Genomic DNA, 15,221 nt, shown 5'->3' with positions numbered 1-15,221 from the left:
CGGTGCGGATTGTCGGAATCATCCAGGCGCGCATGGGCTCGACGCGCCTGCCGGGCAAGGTCTTGCGCGATCTCGGGGGCCGCTCCGTGCTGGGCTGGGTGGTCCGCGCGGTACGCGAGGCGGCCGCGGTCGACGACCTGGTGGTGGCGACCACCACGGAGGCGGCCGACGACGTGGTGGTGGCGGAGTGCCGCCGGCTCGGCGTGTTCTGGCACCGAGGGCCGGTCGACGACGTGCTCACCCGGTTCACGCAGGTGCTGCGGGGTCGCCCGGGCGACGCCGTCATGCGGTTCACCGCGGACTGCCCGCTGCTCGATCCGGTGGTGATCCGCGAGGCCGCGCTGGTCTTCCGCGCCGTGCCGGGCCTCGACTATCTGAGCACGAGCCTGGCGCGCACACTGCCGCGCGGGCTCGACGTGGAGATCGCGGGGCTGGCCGCGCTGAAACGGGCCGACCTGGAGGCCACCGCGCATCACCGCACGCACGTCACGTCCTACCTCTACACGCATCCGGGGGAGTCGCGGCTGCTCGGCCTCGCCTACGCGCCGGCGGCGGCCGACCTGCGGGTCACGCTCGACACCGAGGACGACTGGCGGCTCATCTCGCGGGTCGTCGCGGAGCTGGGCGATCGGTGCGTGCCGGTACGGTCGCTGGTCGGCTGGCTGCGGGCGCGGCCCGAGGTGTGCGAGCTCAACGCGCACGTGGCGCAGAAGGCGTTGCAGGAGGCGTGACGCACCGGGTGGGGTTCCGCTGCGACGCGGGCGTGGCGAGCGGGGTCGGTCACCTGATGCGCTGCGTGGCGCTGGCCGAGGAATTGTGCGGGCGAGGGGCCGAGGTGCTGTTCCTCGGGGACGTGGCGGGGTCGGCGTGGGCGGAGTCGCAGTTGCGGCAGCGCGCGTTCCCGCTGTGCCCGGCGCCTTCGGAGCCGCGGGCGCTGGCCGAGCTGGTGCGGGTGCTCGGGCTGGACGCGGTGGTGCTGGACTCGTACGTGCTGGCTCCCGGTACGGGCGCGGCGCTGCGGGCGGCGGGCACGGCCGTGCTGGCGATCGTCGACGGCGACCCACTGGGCCAGGAGGCGGACCTCTACCTCGACCAGAACCTCGGCGCCGAGCTGCGCCCCTTCCCACACTCTGGGCGGGCTGCGGATGGACCCTGGGGTGGGCGGCTGGCGGGGGCTCGTTATGTGCTGCTGCGTGACAGCGTGCTCCTGATGCGGGGGACCGCCCGCCGCCGCCCGGCCCGGCCGGAGGGGCCGCTGGTGCTGTGCTTCTTCGGCGGCACCGACAGCGCCGGTGTGGCGCCTGCCTGGGCCGGGGCGCTGCGGGCCACCGGGCTGCCGTTCCGGGCGACCGTGGTCAGCCCGGTGCCGTTCGAGGCGGACGGGCCCGTCACGGTCATCCCGCCGACGGATCGGCTGCCCGGCCTGATGGCCGAGGCCAACCTGGTGATCACCGCGGCGGGCTCGACCGTCTGGGAGCTGCTGCACCTGGGCGTGCCCACCGCGCTGAGCTGGGTGGCCGACAACCAGCTGATCGGCTACGAGGCGCTGGTCGGCGGCGGGCTCGCGGCGGGGCTGGGACCGGCCCCGGACGCGGCGGCCGTCGGTGTCCTGACCCGCCTCCTCGCCGACCCGGCGGCCCGCGAGGAGTACGGCAGGCGCGGCGCCGGACTGATCGACGGCCGCGGCAGGGAACGCGTCGCCGACGCGCTGCTGGCCCTCCTCTGAACGAGCCCTCCTCTGAATCGTGCGCCCGTCAGTCAACCGGGCGCCCCTCGGACCAGTGAACCGGGCGCCCGTCAAAACCGGTGAACCGAGCGCCCGTCAAAACCAGTGAAACCAGGGCGCGTCAGACCAGGTCCCAGGTCAGCGGTGTGCCGAGCGTGGCGTCCCTGGCGAAGCGGCGGCCCATCACCTGCGCCGCCGCCGCCGGCGGCAGCCCTCCGGCCGGCCGGATGGAGCGGACGTTCTGCTCCGTCACCGGCTCGCCCGCCCGCACATCCCGTACGACATACAGCGACCGCCGGAACCGCAGCCCCTCGCGCTCGGAGGCCCGCGGCCCGATGACCGCGCTGCCCAGCGACTGCCAGGCCCGCTCGCTCTCCACCACGAGCGCCGCGAGCTCGGCCGGCTCCAGCGAGAACGCCGAGTCCACACCCCCGTCGCCCCGGTCCACCGTGACGTGCTTCTCGATCAGGCACGCCCCGAGCGCGACCGCCGCGAGCGCGGCGCCGATGCCGGGCGTGTGGTCGGAGATGCCGACGACCGCGCCGGTGAGACCGGCGAGCAGCGGCAGCGAGCGCAGGTTGCTCTCGGCGGGCGCGGCGGGGTAGGAGGCGGTGCAGGCCAGCATGGCGAGCTGGGTGCAGCCCGCCTCGCGGGCGGCCTCGGCGGCGGCGTGGATCTCGCCGATCGACGCCATGCCGGTGGAGATGATCAGCGGCTTCCCCGTGGCGGCGGCGAGCCTGATCAGGGGAAGGTCCACGATCTCCGAAGAGGCGATCTTGTAGGCCGGGGCGCCGAGCTTCTCCAGCAGGTCGATGGCCGTGGGGTCGAAGGGCGAGGAGAACGGGATGAGCCCCCGCCTGCGAGCCCTGGCGAAGATCGGCTCGTGCCACTCCCACGGCGTGTGCGCCCGCTCGAAGAGCCGGTAGAGCCGCTCGCCGCCCCACAGCTCGTGGTCGTCACCCAGGCGGAAGGCGGGGCCGTCGGCGTCGACGGTGATCGTGTCGGGGCGGTAGGTCTGCAGCTTCAGGGCGTGCGCGCCGCTGTCGGCCACCGCGTCGACGATGGCCAGAGCCTGCTCCAGGCGGCCGTTGTGGTTGCCCGACATCTCGGCGATGACGAAGGGGGGCTGCCCCGCCCCGATCGCCCGCCCGGCGATGGAGATCATGTGTGGTCGTCCTTCCTCATGAGTTGCACGGTGACGACGTCGCGGCGGACGCCGTCGATGTCGCGCCGGTGGACGTCGACCTCGGCGAACCCGAAGCGCCGGTGCAGCCCCCTGGCCGCCTCGTTGCCGGCGAGCACCTCGCCACGCAGCGTGGTCAGCCCCAGCGGCCCGAACGCGTGGTCGATGGCGGCCCGCTCCAGCCCGATCCAGGCCGGCAGTAGCGCGCCCGACGGCTCCAGCCCGGCCAGATCGAGGTAGAACCCCCATTCGCCGCTCCGCGTGGCGGGGTCGAGCTCGGAGAACGTCACCACCCCCGCGGCGGTCCCGTCGTGAACGTAGATCAGCACCCGCCTGGCCGGATCGTCCTTTACCCCGGCCCACCATCGGGCGTGCTCGTCCTCGGCGATGACGTGGGTGGTGAAGCTCGCCGCCCGCACCCTCGGGTGGTTGCGCCATCGGCGGATGACGGGCAGCTCATGGTCGTGTACGGGTCTCAGCACGGCTTCCCCCTACTCAGCGCGCTCGATCCATTGCACAACGTAGCGGATCCATCCGGCAAAGAGCTGATCAGAGTGCGGCATCGAACGTCGTGCCGGAGTGATGGCCAGGGCATGCTGCCCTCGACCCCTACTACCCCGACCCCAAGGGAGCTTTTCGGTATGACGCCCATGCTCAGCGTCGTCGTCCCGATCTACAACGTAGAGCCGTATATCGGCGAATGTCTGGAATCTCTGGCGGCTCAGACGCTGGAGGACATCGAGGTCATCCTCGTGGACGACGGCTCACTGGACGGAAGCGCGCGGGTGGCCCGCGAGTTCGTGGCCCGTGATCCCCGCTTCGTCCTGCTCGACCAGCCGAACCAGGGCCCCGGTCCGGCGCGCAACGCGGGGATCCGGCGGGCCCGCGGCACCTATCTGGCCTTCGCGGACAGCGACGACGTCGTGCCGCCCAAGGCGTACGAGCTGCTGGTCGAGTCGTTGCGGGAGAGCGGCTCGGACTTCGCGTGCGGCGGGGTGCTGCGCCTGAGGGAGGGCGAGCTGGCCGTGTCGTCCATGCACGAGAAGGCGTTCAGGCGCCCCGCGCGGGGCGCGCACATCCGGGAGCGCCGGTCCCTGATCAGGGACCGCACGGTCTGGAACAAGGTCTACCGGCAGGACTTCTGGCGCGCGCACGAGCTGGAGTTCCCGGCGGGGATCTATGAGGATGTGCCGCTCAGCATGCGGGCGCACGTATTGGCGAAGGGCGTCGACGTGCTCCCCGACATCGTCTACCACTGGCGCAAGCGCGAAGAGGGGGAGAGCTCGATCACGCAGCGGCGGATGGAGCTGCCGAACCTGGCCGAACGGCTGGCCGCCATCCGCGCGGTCCGGGCTTTCCTCAGCGAGCAGGAGCCCGAGCTGGCCGACGCCTTCGACGGCGTGGTGCTGGAGAAGGATCTCCTGTTTCTGTTCCAGGCGCTGGAGTACGCCGAGGACGACGAGGTCGGGCCGCTGCTCGAACTCTCGCAGGAGTGGCTGGCCGGGCTGAGCCCCGTCGCTCTGGGCGAGGTGGCGTCGCTGCGCCGGCTCGAACTCCACCTGCTGAGCCGCGGCCTGGTCGAGGAGCTTCGGGTGGTGCGCAGGTTCAGGCGCGACTCGGTCGACGGCACCCCCATCGTGCCGCACGAGATCGGCTGGTACGGCGACTACCCCTACTTCCGCGACCGGACCCTCCAGATCCCCGACGCGGTCTTCGAGGCGAGCGACGAGGTCAAGCTGCTGGCCACGGTCCATGAGTGCGGCTGGACGGGGAGCCGCTTCGAGGTACGCGGCGAGGTGGCCCTCCACCGGGTGGCGCGGGAGCCGAACCGGCTCGGCATGTGGCTGACCGACGGCGAGCGCCGGGTCCCGCTGGAGGTCCAGCGCACGGGCGGGCAGGGCGTCTCGGTGGAGATCGACCCGGCACGGCTCGAAGAGGGCGGTCCGAGCTGGCGGCTGCACGCCCGCGTGGAACTGTGCGGCCTGGTGCTCAAGACGTGCTTTCGCGATGCCGAGGCGCAGAAGGTCTGGCGGCTGTCGGTGCCAGGATGGTCAAGAACCAGCATGGACATCGCCCAGTAGTTCCAGAGAGTAATTGGATCACGGCGGTGCGTGGCCATGCTTGGAAGCCATGAGGACCTATTCGCTCGATGACGTCTACGCGACACGCAAGCGGAGAGACTCCTGGTGGACCGTGTACTTCGTGGACCCGGTCGCCTGCCGGGCAGCTCTGCTGGTGGCCAACCACACGCGGTTGACGCCCAACCAGCTCACGGTGGTCTCGCTGGTCCTCGGCATGGTGTCCGCCGTATGTCTCGCGATGGACCTGCTGGCCGCGGGGGCGGCCATGTTCTATCTGAGCTTCATGGTGGACTGCCTTGACGGCAAGATAGCGCGGCTCAAGGACTCGGGGACGCCCTTCGGCCTGTGGCTCGACTACGTCGGCGACCGGATCAGGGTGGTGTGCTGCGCCACCGGCCTCGCTTACGGCCAGTACGCGATCACCGGCGACGTCCGCTACATCGTCATGGGCGCGGCGGTGGCGGTGGTCGACCTGTTCAGGTACGTCAACGCGCCGCAGATGAAGCGGGTCCGCGAGACGATCAAGGCCGAACGGGAGGCCGACGGGGAGGCCCGGGCGGAGGAAGAGGACGAGCCCGAGGTGCGGATACCGCGCCAGAGGCCGCCGATGAGCCGGTCACGTCGTCTCGCGCGGCGGATCAACAAGGCGATGGTCCGCCGCCGTATCCGCGCCCACCTGATCAGCGGCATCGAGTTCCACGCCGCGGTGTTCGTGGTCGCGCCGCTCGTGGGCACCGTGGCGCTGATCCCGGTCTCCGCGGTCGCCAGCGTCTCGTTGCTGGTCAACGAGGTCTACCTCGTCCACCGGATGTGGCGCTTCACGCGCAAGCACAGCGTGCCCTCCACGAGGAGCCGAGAGCACGTTCTCGTCTAAGTTTTCGGGGGTTTTCATGTCAGACCGGCCCATCTTCGTCGTCGGCTGTCCGCGCTCCGGCACCACGATGCTGCAGCTCATGCTCCACTCGCACCCGCGGATCGCGGTGCCGCCGGAGACCAGGTTCCTGGTGCCCGTCTACCACCGGCGCCGCTCGTTCGGCGACCTGCGCGTCGAGGAGCGCCGCCGCGCGCTCGCGGAGTGGATCGCGGGCGACCGCAGCACCAAGTTCCGCGAGCTCAAGATCGATAGGGAGGACTTCGTCCAGCAGGTCGTGGACGGGCCCGGGACGCTCGGCTCGGTGCTCGGCACCACCTTCCGCATGTACGCCGACCGCTTCGACAAGGCCCGCTGGGGAGACAAGCGGCCGAGCTACGTCAAGCAGGTCGACATCCTGCTCAGGCTCTTCCCGGACGCCCAGTTCATCCACCTGATCAGGGACGGCCGCGACTGCGTCTCGTCGCTGAAGGAGATGCCCTGGTACACGCTGGACTCCTTCCACGCGGTCTCCACCTGGGCCGAGGCCATCGACGCGGGCAACAGGCTGCGGCGGATGCTGCCCGAGGACACCTACTACGAGCTGCGGTACGAGGACCTGACCGACGACCCGGCGACCGAGATGAAGAAGCTCTGCCACTTCCTCGACGAGGACTTCGACCCGAGCACGGTCTCTCCGCGCGAGGCGGCCAGCGTGGCGGTCCCCGCGCACAAGGTCTGGCACAGCAACACGCACGGTGAGGTCACCCGCTCCAGGGTGGGCAGCTGGGCCAAGCGGCTGGAGGACTGGGAGATCTCGCTGTGCGAGCAGGTGCTCGGTGAGCGGCTGGAGGCCAACGGCTACGAGCTGACCGGCGCGCCGGCGGCGTCCAAGGAGCACCTGGTCACCTGCCACAAGACGATGCAGAAGCGCCGCGCCAACCGGATGCGCAAGGCGGTGCGCGACCGCATCAACCGGCTGCGCGAGCCGAGCCCGGTCGCCGCGCTGCTCACCTCGAAGCAGCAGCTGCTCGCCGGGATTCCGCAGCCGCGTAACGAGTCGCCCGAGCTGGCCCAGCGCGCGAGGTAACAAGCGGTAACGAACAGATCTGCTCGTCACCTGGTCAGGTGGACGAACAGGGATTCCCAGCGGTCCAGCACGTGGTCGAGCCGGAAGGCGGCGGCCCGTGCCCGAGCGGCGGCGCCCAGGCGCCGCCGCTCCCACGCCGAGCCCATCAGCCGGGCCAGCGCCGCGCCGAACGCGCCGACGTCCCCGGCCGGGACGAGCACCGGCGCCGCCGATCGCACCCCGCCCGACACGTCGAACGCCACCGCGGGCACTCCGTGCGCCGCCGCCTCCAGCAGCACGATGGGCAGCCCCTCGTGCTCGCTGGTCAGCCCCACGATCGCCGCCTCCAGGTATTCGCCCGTCATCCGGGCGGCGGGGACGCGGCCCCTGAACACCACCCGCTCCCCGACCCCCTCGCGCACGGCGTGCGCGCGCAGCCGCTCCAGCTCGCTGCCGTCGCCGATCAGATGCAGCTCCCACGGCGCCGGCGCGCCCGCCCTGGCGAACGCGCTGATGAGCCGGTCGAACCGCTTGACCCCCTCCATCCGCCCCACCCCCAGCACCCGGGGCGTCTCCAGCCCGGACACCTCCTCCGGCCAGCGCGCCAGCGGGTTGGGCAGGGCCCAGGTGTTGGGCAGCAGCGCGTCCTCGGAGAAGCGCCAGGCGTCGTCCTCACTGAGGAAGACCGCCTGGTCGAGCTTGGGGTAGTGCTGTCTGATCGAGCCGAGGTGCCAGCAGCCGCGGGCGTGCTCGTACGAGCCGTGATATTGCCCGACCCGATGGAGCGAGCCGGGCAGGACGGACGTCAGCCGCGTCACCACCCCCGGCGAGGTCAGCACCGCGAAACCCGTCCGCATCGGGCCGAACAGGGCGGCCAGCCGCTCGTCGGCCCGCCTGCGTGCTCGCGGGCTCTGCGGTCCCAGGGGTTCCGGGCTGATCACGTGGTGCCGGTAGCCGGGCTCCTCGACGTAGCGGAACGGCGCGGCCGCCCGGTGCAGCCCGACCACGTGCACGTCGTAGCCGCGTTCGGCCAGCCCCTGCGCCAGGGTGTGCGTCACCTGCTGGACGCCCCCCAGCGTGTCGGCGTCCATGCAAGCGAACACCACGGTCACGACGCCGCCCGATGCCCGAAGAAGGCGTCCACGACGCGCGCGGCGGCGTCCCCGCGCTCGTCCGCGCACCACAGCTCGCGGAAGGCCGCGTACCGCTCGGCATGGGCCGCGTGTACGGCCGGCAGCTCCCGCAGCGCCTCGACCACCTCCTCGGTCGTCGTGACGCACGGCCCGGGGGCTATCGCGGGCAGGTCGTGGTAGACGCCCCGCTCGGTCAGCCGGTACTCGTCCCAGTCGTCGATCAGGAACACCATGGGCTTGCCGGTCAGCGCGTAGTCGCACATCACCGACGAGTAGTCCGTGAGCAGCGCGTGCGAGGCCAGCATCAGGTCGTTGATCTCCGGGTACGACCCGGCGGGCCGGACGAAGTGCCTGATGTGCTGCGGGGTCCTGAAGCGTTCCACCGGGTGCGTCCGCAGGATCAGCACCCACTCGCCGGCCAGTTCCTCGGCCATCAGCTCCAGGTCCGCCCGGACCGACCGGCCGCTGTTCTTGGCCCCGTCGCGATAGGTGGGCGCGTACAGCAGGATCTTCCTGCCGGGTGGTATCTCCAGCCGTTGCAGGACGTCGTGCCTGCTCTCCTGGCGGACCAGCGCGTCGCAGCGCGGCGTGCCGTACCTGAGGACCTGGCCCGTGTAGCCGTTGGAGGGCAGGAAGACCCGCGAGAACTCGGCGCTCGGCGAGACGAGCGCGTCCCAGCGGGCGACGGCGGCGCGCCACTCGGCGCGCGGGCGGTCGAAGTCGGCGCGCAGGTCGGGCGCGTCGAAGCCGACCGACTTGATGCCCTGGCCATGCCAGGTCTGGAGATAGCGGGTGCCGGGTGGTTTCGGGTAGTTGAGCGGGAAGCCGTGGCTGTCGACCCAGATGCCCGCGCGGGCCAGCAGCCAGACGTACCGCCAGCCGCCGCGGCGGACGAGCCGGGCGTCGGCGGGGAAGTTCGCCCGGCATCTGGCCACCGACCAGAAGACGCGGATCGGCAGGCCGCGCCGCCGCAGCTCCTCGTAGACGGCGCGCGGGCTGCCGGTGTAGCCCTTGCCGACGTCGGCCTCGAACAGGGCCAGGTCGGGGCGGGGCGGGAGCAGCCGGATCACCGCCTTGTAGAAGCGCAGCTTCATCGCCGGTGTGCTGAACCGCCGCAGCAACCGGCGCTTGATCCGGTGGAGCCGTGACCTGACCGATGGGACGCGTACGCGCAGGTACGCGGCGTTGCCCTCGGCCGTGACCGTGCGCGTCAGCTGCACCGCGATCGGCTCCATGTCGGGCGGGGCCATCAGCCGGTCGGTCGTGGTGCGGCCGTCGTGGTTCCTGGTGAACCCGATGCGTGGCTCGCACGAGGCCGTGGGCGTGAAGGTGATCTCACTCACGTAGCCGCCGTCACCGGACGGGACCGGCTCGATGGGGACGCGTTGGCCGCCGAGCTGGAGGAAGGCCGTCCAGCCGACCGGCAGCACGCCGAAAGGGTCGTAGGTGTGCACGCTCATCCGGATCCGCTCGCCGTCCCCGGCGATCTCGGTCACCTCGTGCCGCAGCCGGGCCGCGGTGTAGGGCAGCTCGGCCATCCGCAGCCGGGTGATGTCCATGCCGGGCGTGACCGTCGTGCCCCAGTACGTCCGCCCCTCATGGCGTACGGCGGCCCGTGGGGCGGCACACGGGTCGGGCAGCGACCGGGCGGCCACCAGCAGGTCGTCGACCCGGTCGCCGAGGATGAGATGGCAGCAGACCCGGGCCATCGGTTCGATCCGCTCGAACACCTCAAGCGGGATCTCCTCCAGGTACGGCCGCACGACGGAGGCGAACTCCTTGGCCCACACCCGGCCGCGCCTGGGCAGCGGGTTGAGGTAGACGCGCAGGTCCTGCCGGAGGAAGCGGTACTGCCGGTCGGGCACCAGGTCCCCGGCGTCGTGGCCGCGCAGCACGTCGTCGCTCATCCGGGCCGCCGCCACGCGATGCCGTACGTTGTCCATCTCCTTGATGTTGAGCGAGATGGAGCGGTCGTCGGGCGCGCGGTGCCAGTGGTAGACCACCCAGGGCACGACCGCGAACCGGCGCGACACGGCGTACAGACCGGCCGCGAAGACGTGGTCCTCGTAGTGGATGTCCTCCGGGAAGCGCAGCCCGTTCTCGCGCAGGAAGCGCACGTCGTAGAGCTTGTTGGTGCTGAAGCAGTCGAGGAACAGTTCGGGCTCCGCGCCGATGCCCGCCACGACCCGCCGCCGGGCGAACAGCGACGGGTAGTACGGCGCCAGCCGGCCGCTCCGCTCGTGCAGCCGGGAGATCTGCCCGGCCACGAAGTCGGCGCCGGTCCGCTCGATCTCGCCGAGCAGGCTCTTGCAGGCGTGCCTGGGCAGCTCGTCGTCGCTGTCGAGGAACATCACGTACGGTGCGGTCGTCGCGTCGAGACCGTCGTTGCGCGGCGCGCCGCAGCCGCCGCTGTTGACCTGCCGGCGCAGGTAGCGGACGCGGGGGTCGGACCGCGCCAGCTCGCTCGCCACCCGGGGGGTGTCGTCGGTGCTCGCGTCGTCGGCGATGATCACTTCGAGGTCGCGCAGCGACTGGCCGAGTACGGATCGCACGGCCCTGGGCAGGCGGGCCGCGTCGTTGTAGGTGATCACGACAACAGTGCAGTCCGGCATGCCCATCTCCCCCGAATGTCCCCCGAAATAAGACATGTAGGGATGAACTTCCCCAGCATCGGGCGAAGTGTCCGGACTTGATGGTGTCTTTGCTGATATCAGCGCGACTGATCAGCCGGCCGATATCAGCGCATGAGACGTCCGATGTCAGCGCATGAAGCGTCTGATCAGCCAGCCGATGAGCAGCAGCCCCGCGACGGCCCCGGCGACGGGCGCCAGGCGCTTCAATAGCGGCGTCCCGGCGATCTCCAGCAGGTCGAGCGCCTCCTCGTCGGGCGTGCGCGACGTACGCAGCGTCCCGGCGGGCCGGACGTCCTCCTCGGGACCGGGCACCACGCTCAACCGTTCGTGGGCGGGCTCAGCCACCGGCGGCGCCTCGTGAGAAGGCTCGGTCAGCAGCTGCGCGAGGTTGGCGGCGAACTTGTCGATGAGCTTCGCCCCGACCTCGGCCATGACCCCGCGCCCGAACTGGGCGGGCCGGCCGGTCACGTTGAACGACGTCTCCACCCGGACCGTGGTGGACCCGTCGTCCGGCGTCAGCGTGGCCTTGACGGTCGCCGAGGCCGTCCCCGCGCCGCGCGCCTCCTTGCCCGACGCCTCGATGGTGAGCGTATGGGCGTCCTTGTCCACGTTCTCGAACCGGGCCACGCCACGGTAGGTGACAGTGATCGGGCCGACCTTGACCTTCATCCGGCCGGTGAACTCGTCGCCCTCGAAGAGGTCGAGCGAGGCCCCCGGCAGGCACGGCGCGACCCGTTCGACGTCGAGCAGTACGGCCCACGCCTGCTCGACCGGCACCGGAACGCTGAACTCATGCTCGAACCGCATCGCCATGGATCCGCTCCTCTCCGCTGATTGCGACATTACGACTGAGAAGGGGCGCCCCGAAAGGGCGCCCCCTCGAACGGGTCAGGGAGACCCGGCGGCGTGGAGAATCGCGCGATGGGTCAGCACCCTGGCCAGGTGCCGGCGATAGTCGGGCTGGGCGTGCAGGTCGGAGGGCGGAGAGGTGTCGGCCGCCGCCTCCTCGCACGCCTGCCGTAGGTCATCGCTCAGCTGCCTGTCCCGCAGGGCGGTCTCCACCGCGTGGGCCCGTACGGGCGTCGGGCCCATGTTGGTCAGGCCGATCCGCGCCTCCTCGATCGCTCCGTTGGAACGCTTGACCGCCGCGGCCACCCCGACGATGGCCCACGACTGCGCGGTCCGGTGGAACTTCTCGTAGTGATAGCCCCAGCCGGCGCCGAGCTTCGGCAGCCGCACCCCGACCAGGATCTCTCCCGGCCGCAGCGCCGACTCCAGGTAGTCGACGAAGAACTCGGCGGCGGGGATCTCCCGCTCGCTCTCGGGCGACCTGGCCACGAAGACGCCCTCCAGCGCCAGGACCACCGCGGGCAGGTCGCCCGCCGGGTCGCAGTGCGCCAGGGAGCCGCCGAACGTGCCGCGGTGGCGTACGGCGGGATCGGCGACCGTCGCGGTGGCCTGCGCCACGAGCGGGCAGTCGGCGTTGACCACGCCGGAGCGCATCACCTCGTCGTGCGTGGCCATCGCGCCGATGAAGACGTGGTCGCCACGGTCGTGCACGCCCGTCAGCTCGGGCAGGCGGCCCACGTCGACCAGCTTCGACGGGTAGGCCAGCCGGAGCCGGAGCAGCGGCAGGAGCGACTGGCCACCGGCCAGGACCTTGGCGTCCTCGTCGGCGGAGAGCTCCTGGACAGCCTCGCCGAGCGAGCCGGCGCGGACGTAGTCGAACTGGGCCGGGATCATCGCAGCGCCCTCCAGATCCGCTCGGGTGTACATGGCATCTGGATGTCGTGGATGCCGCGTGGTCGCAGCGCGTCGACGATGGCGTTGACGACCGCCGGGGTCGAGGCGATCGTGCCGGCCTCGCCGACGCCCTTGGCGCCCAGCGGATTGCTGGTGGCCGGGGTCTCGGTCCGGTCGGTGACGAAGTCCGGCAAATCCATCGCCGTCGGCAGCAGGTAGTCGGCCATCGTGGTGGTGAGCAGGTTGCCCTCGGAGTCGTAGACGGCCTCCTCGTACAGCGCCTGCGCGACGCCCTGCGCGATGCCGCCATGGATCTGGCCCTCGACGATCAGCGGATTGACCACTGTGCCCACGTCGTCGACCGCCACGTACGAGCGGATCTTCGCCATGCCGGTCTCGGTGTCCACATCGACCGCGCACAGGTGGGTGCCGTGCGGGAAGGAGTAGTTCTCCGGGTCGAAGGTGGCGTCGGAGTCGAGCCGGGCCTCGACGCCCTCGGGCAGGTCGTGGGCGGTGAACGCGGCGTAGGCCAGCTCCTGGATGGTCTTCTGGGAGTCGGTGCCCTTCACCTTGAACACGCCCTCGGCGAACTCCAGGTCGTCGGGCGAGCATTCGAGCAGGTGCGAGGCGAGCTTCCTGGCCTTGTCCTTGACCTTGTCACACGCCTTGAGCACGGCGATGCCGCCGACGGTCAGCGAGCGCGAGCCGTAGGTGTCCATGCCCTTGTGCGCGATCGCCGTGTCGCCGTGCAGCACGGTGATGTCCTCGAACGGCACGCCGAGCGCGTCGGCCGCGATCTGGCTCCACGACGTCACGTGCCCCTGGCCGTGCGGGGAGGTGCCGGTGATGACCTCGACCTTGCCGGTGGGCAGCATGCGTACCGACCCGTGCTCCCAGCCGCCCGCGCCGTAGTTGGCCGCGCCGAGCATCCGGGACGGGGCCAGCCCGCACATCTCGGTGAACGTGCTCACCCCTATCCCGAGCTGGACCGGGTCGCCCCGGTCGCGCCGGTCGGCCTGTTCGGCGCGCAGCTTGTCGTAGCCGAACAGCGCCATCGCCTTGTCCGTCGCCGCCTCGTAGTTGCCCGAGTCGTAGGTCAGCCCGGAGATGGTTGTGTACGGGAACTCCTCGTGCTTGATCCAGTTGCGCCGCCGTACCTCCAGCGGGTCCAGGCGCAGCTCGGCGGCCAGCTCGTCCATGATCCGCTCGATGCCGTACGTCGCCTCGGGCCGGCCCGCGCCGCGGTAGGCGTCGGTCGGCATCTTCGTGGTGAAGACGCCCGTACAGCCGAACTCGTAGGCGTCCATCTTGTAGATGGCGTTGAACATCGACGCGCCGAGCAGCGGCACGCCCGGCGTGACCAGCATCAGGTAGGCGCCCATGTCGGCCAGCAGCTCCACCTGCAGCCCGCGGATCCGCCCGTCGGCCTCGGCCGCCAGCCTGAGGTGCTGGATCTGGTCGCGGCCGTGGTGCACGGTCAGGTTGCCCTCGGAGCGGGACTCCGTCCACTTGACCGGTTTGCCCAGCCGCTTGGTGAGCAGCAGGCACAGCACCTCTTCGGCGGTGACCTGCAGCTTGGAGCCGAACCCGCCGCCCACGTCGGGCGCGATCACCCGGATCTTGTGCTCCGGGATGCCGGTCACCACGGCCAGCATGACGCGCAGGACGTGCGGGATCTGCGTGGCCGACCAGAGCGTGAAGGAGTCGCCGTCGGTGGTCGCGAGCACCGCCCGCGGCTCCATCGCGCTCGGGATCAGCCGCTGCTGAATGTAGGTCCGGTCAATGACGACCGGCGCGTCCCTGAAGGCCGCCTCGATGTCACCCGAGGTGATCTTCGCGGTGAACGCCTGGTTGCCCGCCTCGTGCACCTTGGGGCTGTCGGGGGTGAGCGCCTCGTTCATGTCGAGTACGGGCGGCAGCGGCTCGTAGTCGACCTCGATCGCCTCCAGCGCGTCCGCGGCCCGGTAGCGGTCGGTGGCGACCACGCAGGCGACGGCCTCGCCCACGTAACGCACCTCCGACACGGCCATCGGCGGGTGATCGGGGATCACGATGTCCTCGCTCACCGGCCACGCGCACGGCAGGCTGCCCTGCTCGGCGGCGAAGTCCTGGCCGCTGAACGCCGCCACGACACCCGGCAGTTCGCGTGCCGCCGAGACGTCGACCCCGGTGATCCGCGCGTGCGCCATCGGGCTGCGCAGGAACGTGACGTGCAGCATCCCCGGCTGCCGCAGGTTGTCGGTCCACTGGGTGCGCCCGGTCAGCAGCCGCGCGTCCTCCTTGCGCTTCCTCGCCTTGCCGACCTCGGTCATCGCGTCTTCACCGCCTGGACCATCTCCTGGGCGCCCCGGCGTACCGCGCGGACGATGTTGCAGTAGCCGGTGCACCGGCAGAGGTTGCCTTCCAGGCCCTCCCTGATGGCGTCCTCCGACGGATCCGGATTGTCCCTGAGCAGGTCGATCGCGGCCATGACCATGCCGGGGGTGCAGTAGCCGCACTGCAGGGCGTGTTCCTCGTGGAAGGCCTGCTGCATCGGGTGCATCGACCCGTTGGCGCCCAGGCCCTCGATGGTGACGACGTCGCAGCCGTCTGCCTGCACGGCGAGCACCGAGCAGCTCTTCACACTCTTGCCGTCGAGCATGACGGTGCAGGCGCCGCAGTTGCTGGTGTCGCAGCCGACCGGGGTGCCGGTCTTGCCCAGACGATCTCGTAGCAGGTGGACGAGAAGGAGCCGCGGCTCGACTTCCTCCTCGTACTTGACTCCGTCGACGGTGATGGCTGTCCGAGGCATACGTCCTCCCAG

13 protein-coding genes are annotated in these 15,221 nt (G+C 71.1%); 5 read left to right on the top strand and 8 right to left on the bottom strand.

All coding sequences use genetic code 11. From position 1 onward, the window contains the following. Nucleotides 1–2 precede the first annotated feature (2 nt). Both ACQP2T_RS54455 and ACQP2T_RS54450 read left to right on the top strand, forming a co-directional pair. The gene (locus ACQP2T_RS54455; protein ID WP_433512631.1) at nucleotides 3–731 is read left to right on the top strand and encodes a cytidylyltransferase domain-containing protein; all 729 of its coding nucleotides are present in this window, start codon (nucleotides 3–5) and stop codon (nucleotides 729–731) included. Then, nucleotides 728–1,726: a PseG/SpsG family protein gene (locus ACQP2T_RS54450; protein ID WP_433512630.1), complete on the top strand. Its 999-nt coding sequence runs from the start codon at nucleotides 728–730 to the stop codon at nucleotides 1,724–1,726. The genes ACQP2T_RS54455 and ACQP2T_RS54450 overlap by 4 nt, the downstream gene beginning before the upstream one ends. 121 nt (nucleotides 1,727–1,847) lie before the next feature. Here the strand turns inward: ACQP2T_RS54450 and pseI are convergent, their stop codons facing one another. Both pseI and pseH read right to left on the bottom strand, forming a co-directional pair. Beyond that, nucleotides 1,848–2,891: a pseudaminic acid synthase gene (gene pseI, locus ACQP2T_RS54445; protein ID WP_433512629.1), complete on the bottom strand. Its 1,044-nt coding sequence runs from the start codon at nucleotides 2,889–2,891 to the stop codon at nucleotides 1,848–1,850. Continuing rightward, complete coding sequence (gene pseH / locus ACQP2T_RS54440) at nucleotides 2,888–3,391, bottom strand: UDP-4-amino-4,6-dideoxy-N-acetyl-beta-L-altrosamine N-acetyltransferase (RefSeq protein ID WP_433512628.1); 504 nt, start codon at nucleotides 3,389–3,391, stop codon at nucleotides 2,888–2,890. The genes pseI and pseH overlap by 4 nt, the downstream gene beginning before the upstream one ends. A 159-nt stretch (nucleotides 3,392–3,550) precedes the next feature. Here pseH and ACQP2T_RS54435 point away from each other — a divergent pair, with 159 nt between their 5' ends. From ACQP2T_RS54435 to ACQP2T_RS54425, 3 genes are read left to right on the top strand one after another with little or no spacing between them, the layout of a single operon-like run. Beyond that, nucleotides 3,551–4,990, top strand: coding sequence for a glycosyltransferase family 2 protein (locus ACQP2T_RS54435; RefSeq protein ID WP_433512627.1), 1,440 nt, complete (start codon nucleotides 3,551–3,553; stop codon nucleotides 4,988–4,990). A gap of 49 nt (nucleotides 4,991–5,039) precedes the next feature. Further along, nucleotides 5,040–5,864 carry a CDP-alcohol phosphatidyltransferase family protein gene (locus tag ACQP2T_RS54430; protein ID WP_433512626.1) on the top strand — a complete coding sequence of 275 codons (825 nt, stop codon included), beginning with the start codon at nucleotides 5,040–5,042 and terminating at the stop codon, nucleotides 5,862–5,864. Nucleotides 5,865–5,880: 16 nt separating this feature from the next. Continuing rightward, complete coding sequence (locus ACQP2T_RS54425; RefSeq protein WP_433512625.1) at nucleotides 5,881–6,930, top strand: sulfotransferase family protein; 1,050 nt, start codon at nucleotides 5,881–5,883, stop codon at nucleotides 6,928–6,930. Between the two features lie 26 nt (nucleotides 6,931–6,956). Here the strand turns inward: ACQP2T_RS54425 and ACQP2T_RS54420 are convergent, their stop codons facing one another. From ACQP2T_RS54420 to ACQP2T_RS54395, 6 genes are all read right to left on the bottom strand, one after another. After that, nucleotides 6,957–8,000: a glycosyltransferase gene (locus tag ACQP2T_RS54420; protein ID WP_433512624.1), complete on the bottom strand. Its 1,044-nt coding sequence runs from the start codon at nucleotides 7,998–8,000 to the stop codon at nucleotides 6,957–6,959. A 17-nt stretch (nucleotides 8,001–8,017) separates the two neighbouring features. Next, nucleotides 8,018–10,654, bottom strand: a complete 2,637-nt coding sequence (locus ACQP2T_RS54415; protein WP_433512623.1) for a bifunctional glycosyltransferase/CDP-glycerol:glycerophosphate glycerophosphotransferase — start codon at nucleotides 10,652–10,654, stop codon at nucleotides 8,018–8,020. A 147-nt stretch (nucleotides 10,655–10,801) separates the two neighbouring features. Beyond that, nucleotides 10,802–11,488 carry an SRPBCC family protein gene (locus ACQP2T_RS54410; RefSeq protein WP_433512622.1) on the bottom strand — a complete coding sequence of 229 codons (687 nt, stop codon included), beginning with the start codon at nucleotides 11,486–11,488 and terminating at the stop codon, nucleotides 10,802–10,804. 75 nt (nucleotides 11,489–11,563) lie between these two features. Next, nucleotides 11,564–12,418: an FAD binding domain-containing protein gene (locus ACQP2T_RS54405; protein ID WP_433519956.1), complete on the bottom strand. Its 855-nt coding sequence runs from the start codon at nucleotides 12,416–12,418 to the stop codon at nucleotides 11,564–11,566. Beyond that, on the bottom strand, nucleotides 12,415–14,730 hold the full coding sequence (locus ACQP2T_RS54400; protein WP_433512621.1) for a xanthine dehydrogenase family protein molybdopterin-binding subunit: 2,316 nt from the start codon (nucleotides 14,728–14,730) through the stop codon (nucleotides 12,415–12,417). The genes ACQP2T_RS54405 and ACQP2T_RS54400 overlap by 4 nt, the downstream gene beginning before the upstream one ends. Then, a complete protein-coding gene (locus tag ACQP2T_RS54395) occupies nucleotides 14,727–15,209 on the bottom strand; it encodes a (2Fe-2S)-binding protein (RefSeq protein WP_433512620.1) in 483 nt (160 codons plus the stop codon). The genes ACQP2T_RS54400 and ACQP2T_RS54395 overlap by 4 nt, the downstream gene beginning before the upstream one ends. Nucleotides 15,210–15,221: the final 12 nt, after the last annotated feature.

Origin of the sequence: Nonomuraea sp. CA-143628 (genome assembly GCF_050942315.1) — a bacterium.
GTDB lineage: Bacteria > Actinomycetota > Actinomycetes > Streptosporangiales > Streptosporangiaceae > Nonomuraea.
The sequence above is the reverse complement of the archived record's forward strand: the minus strand, read 5'-3'. Positions and strand labels throughout refer to the sequence as shown.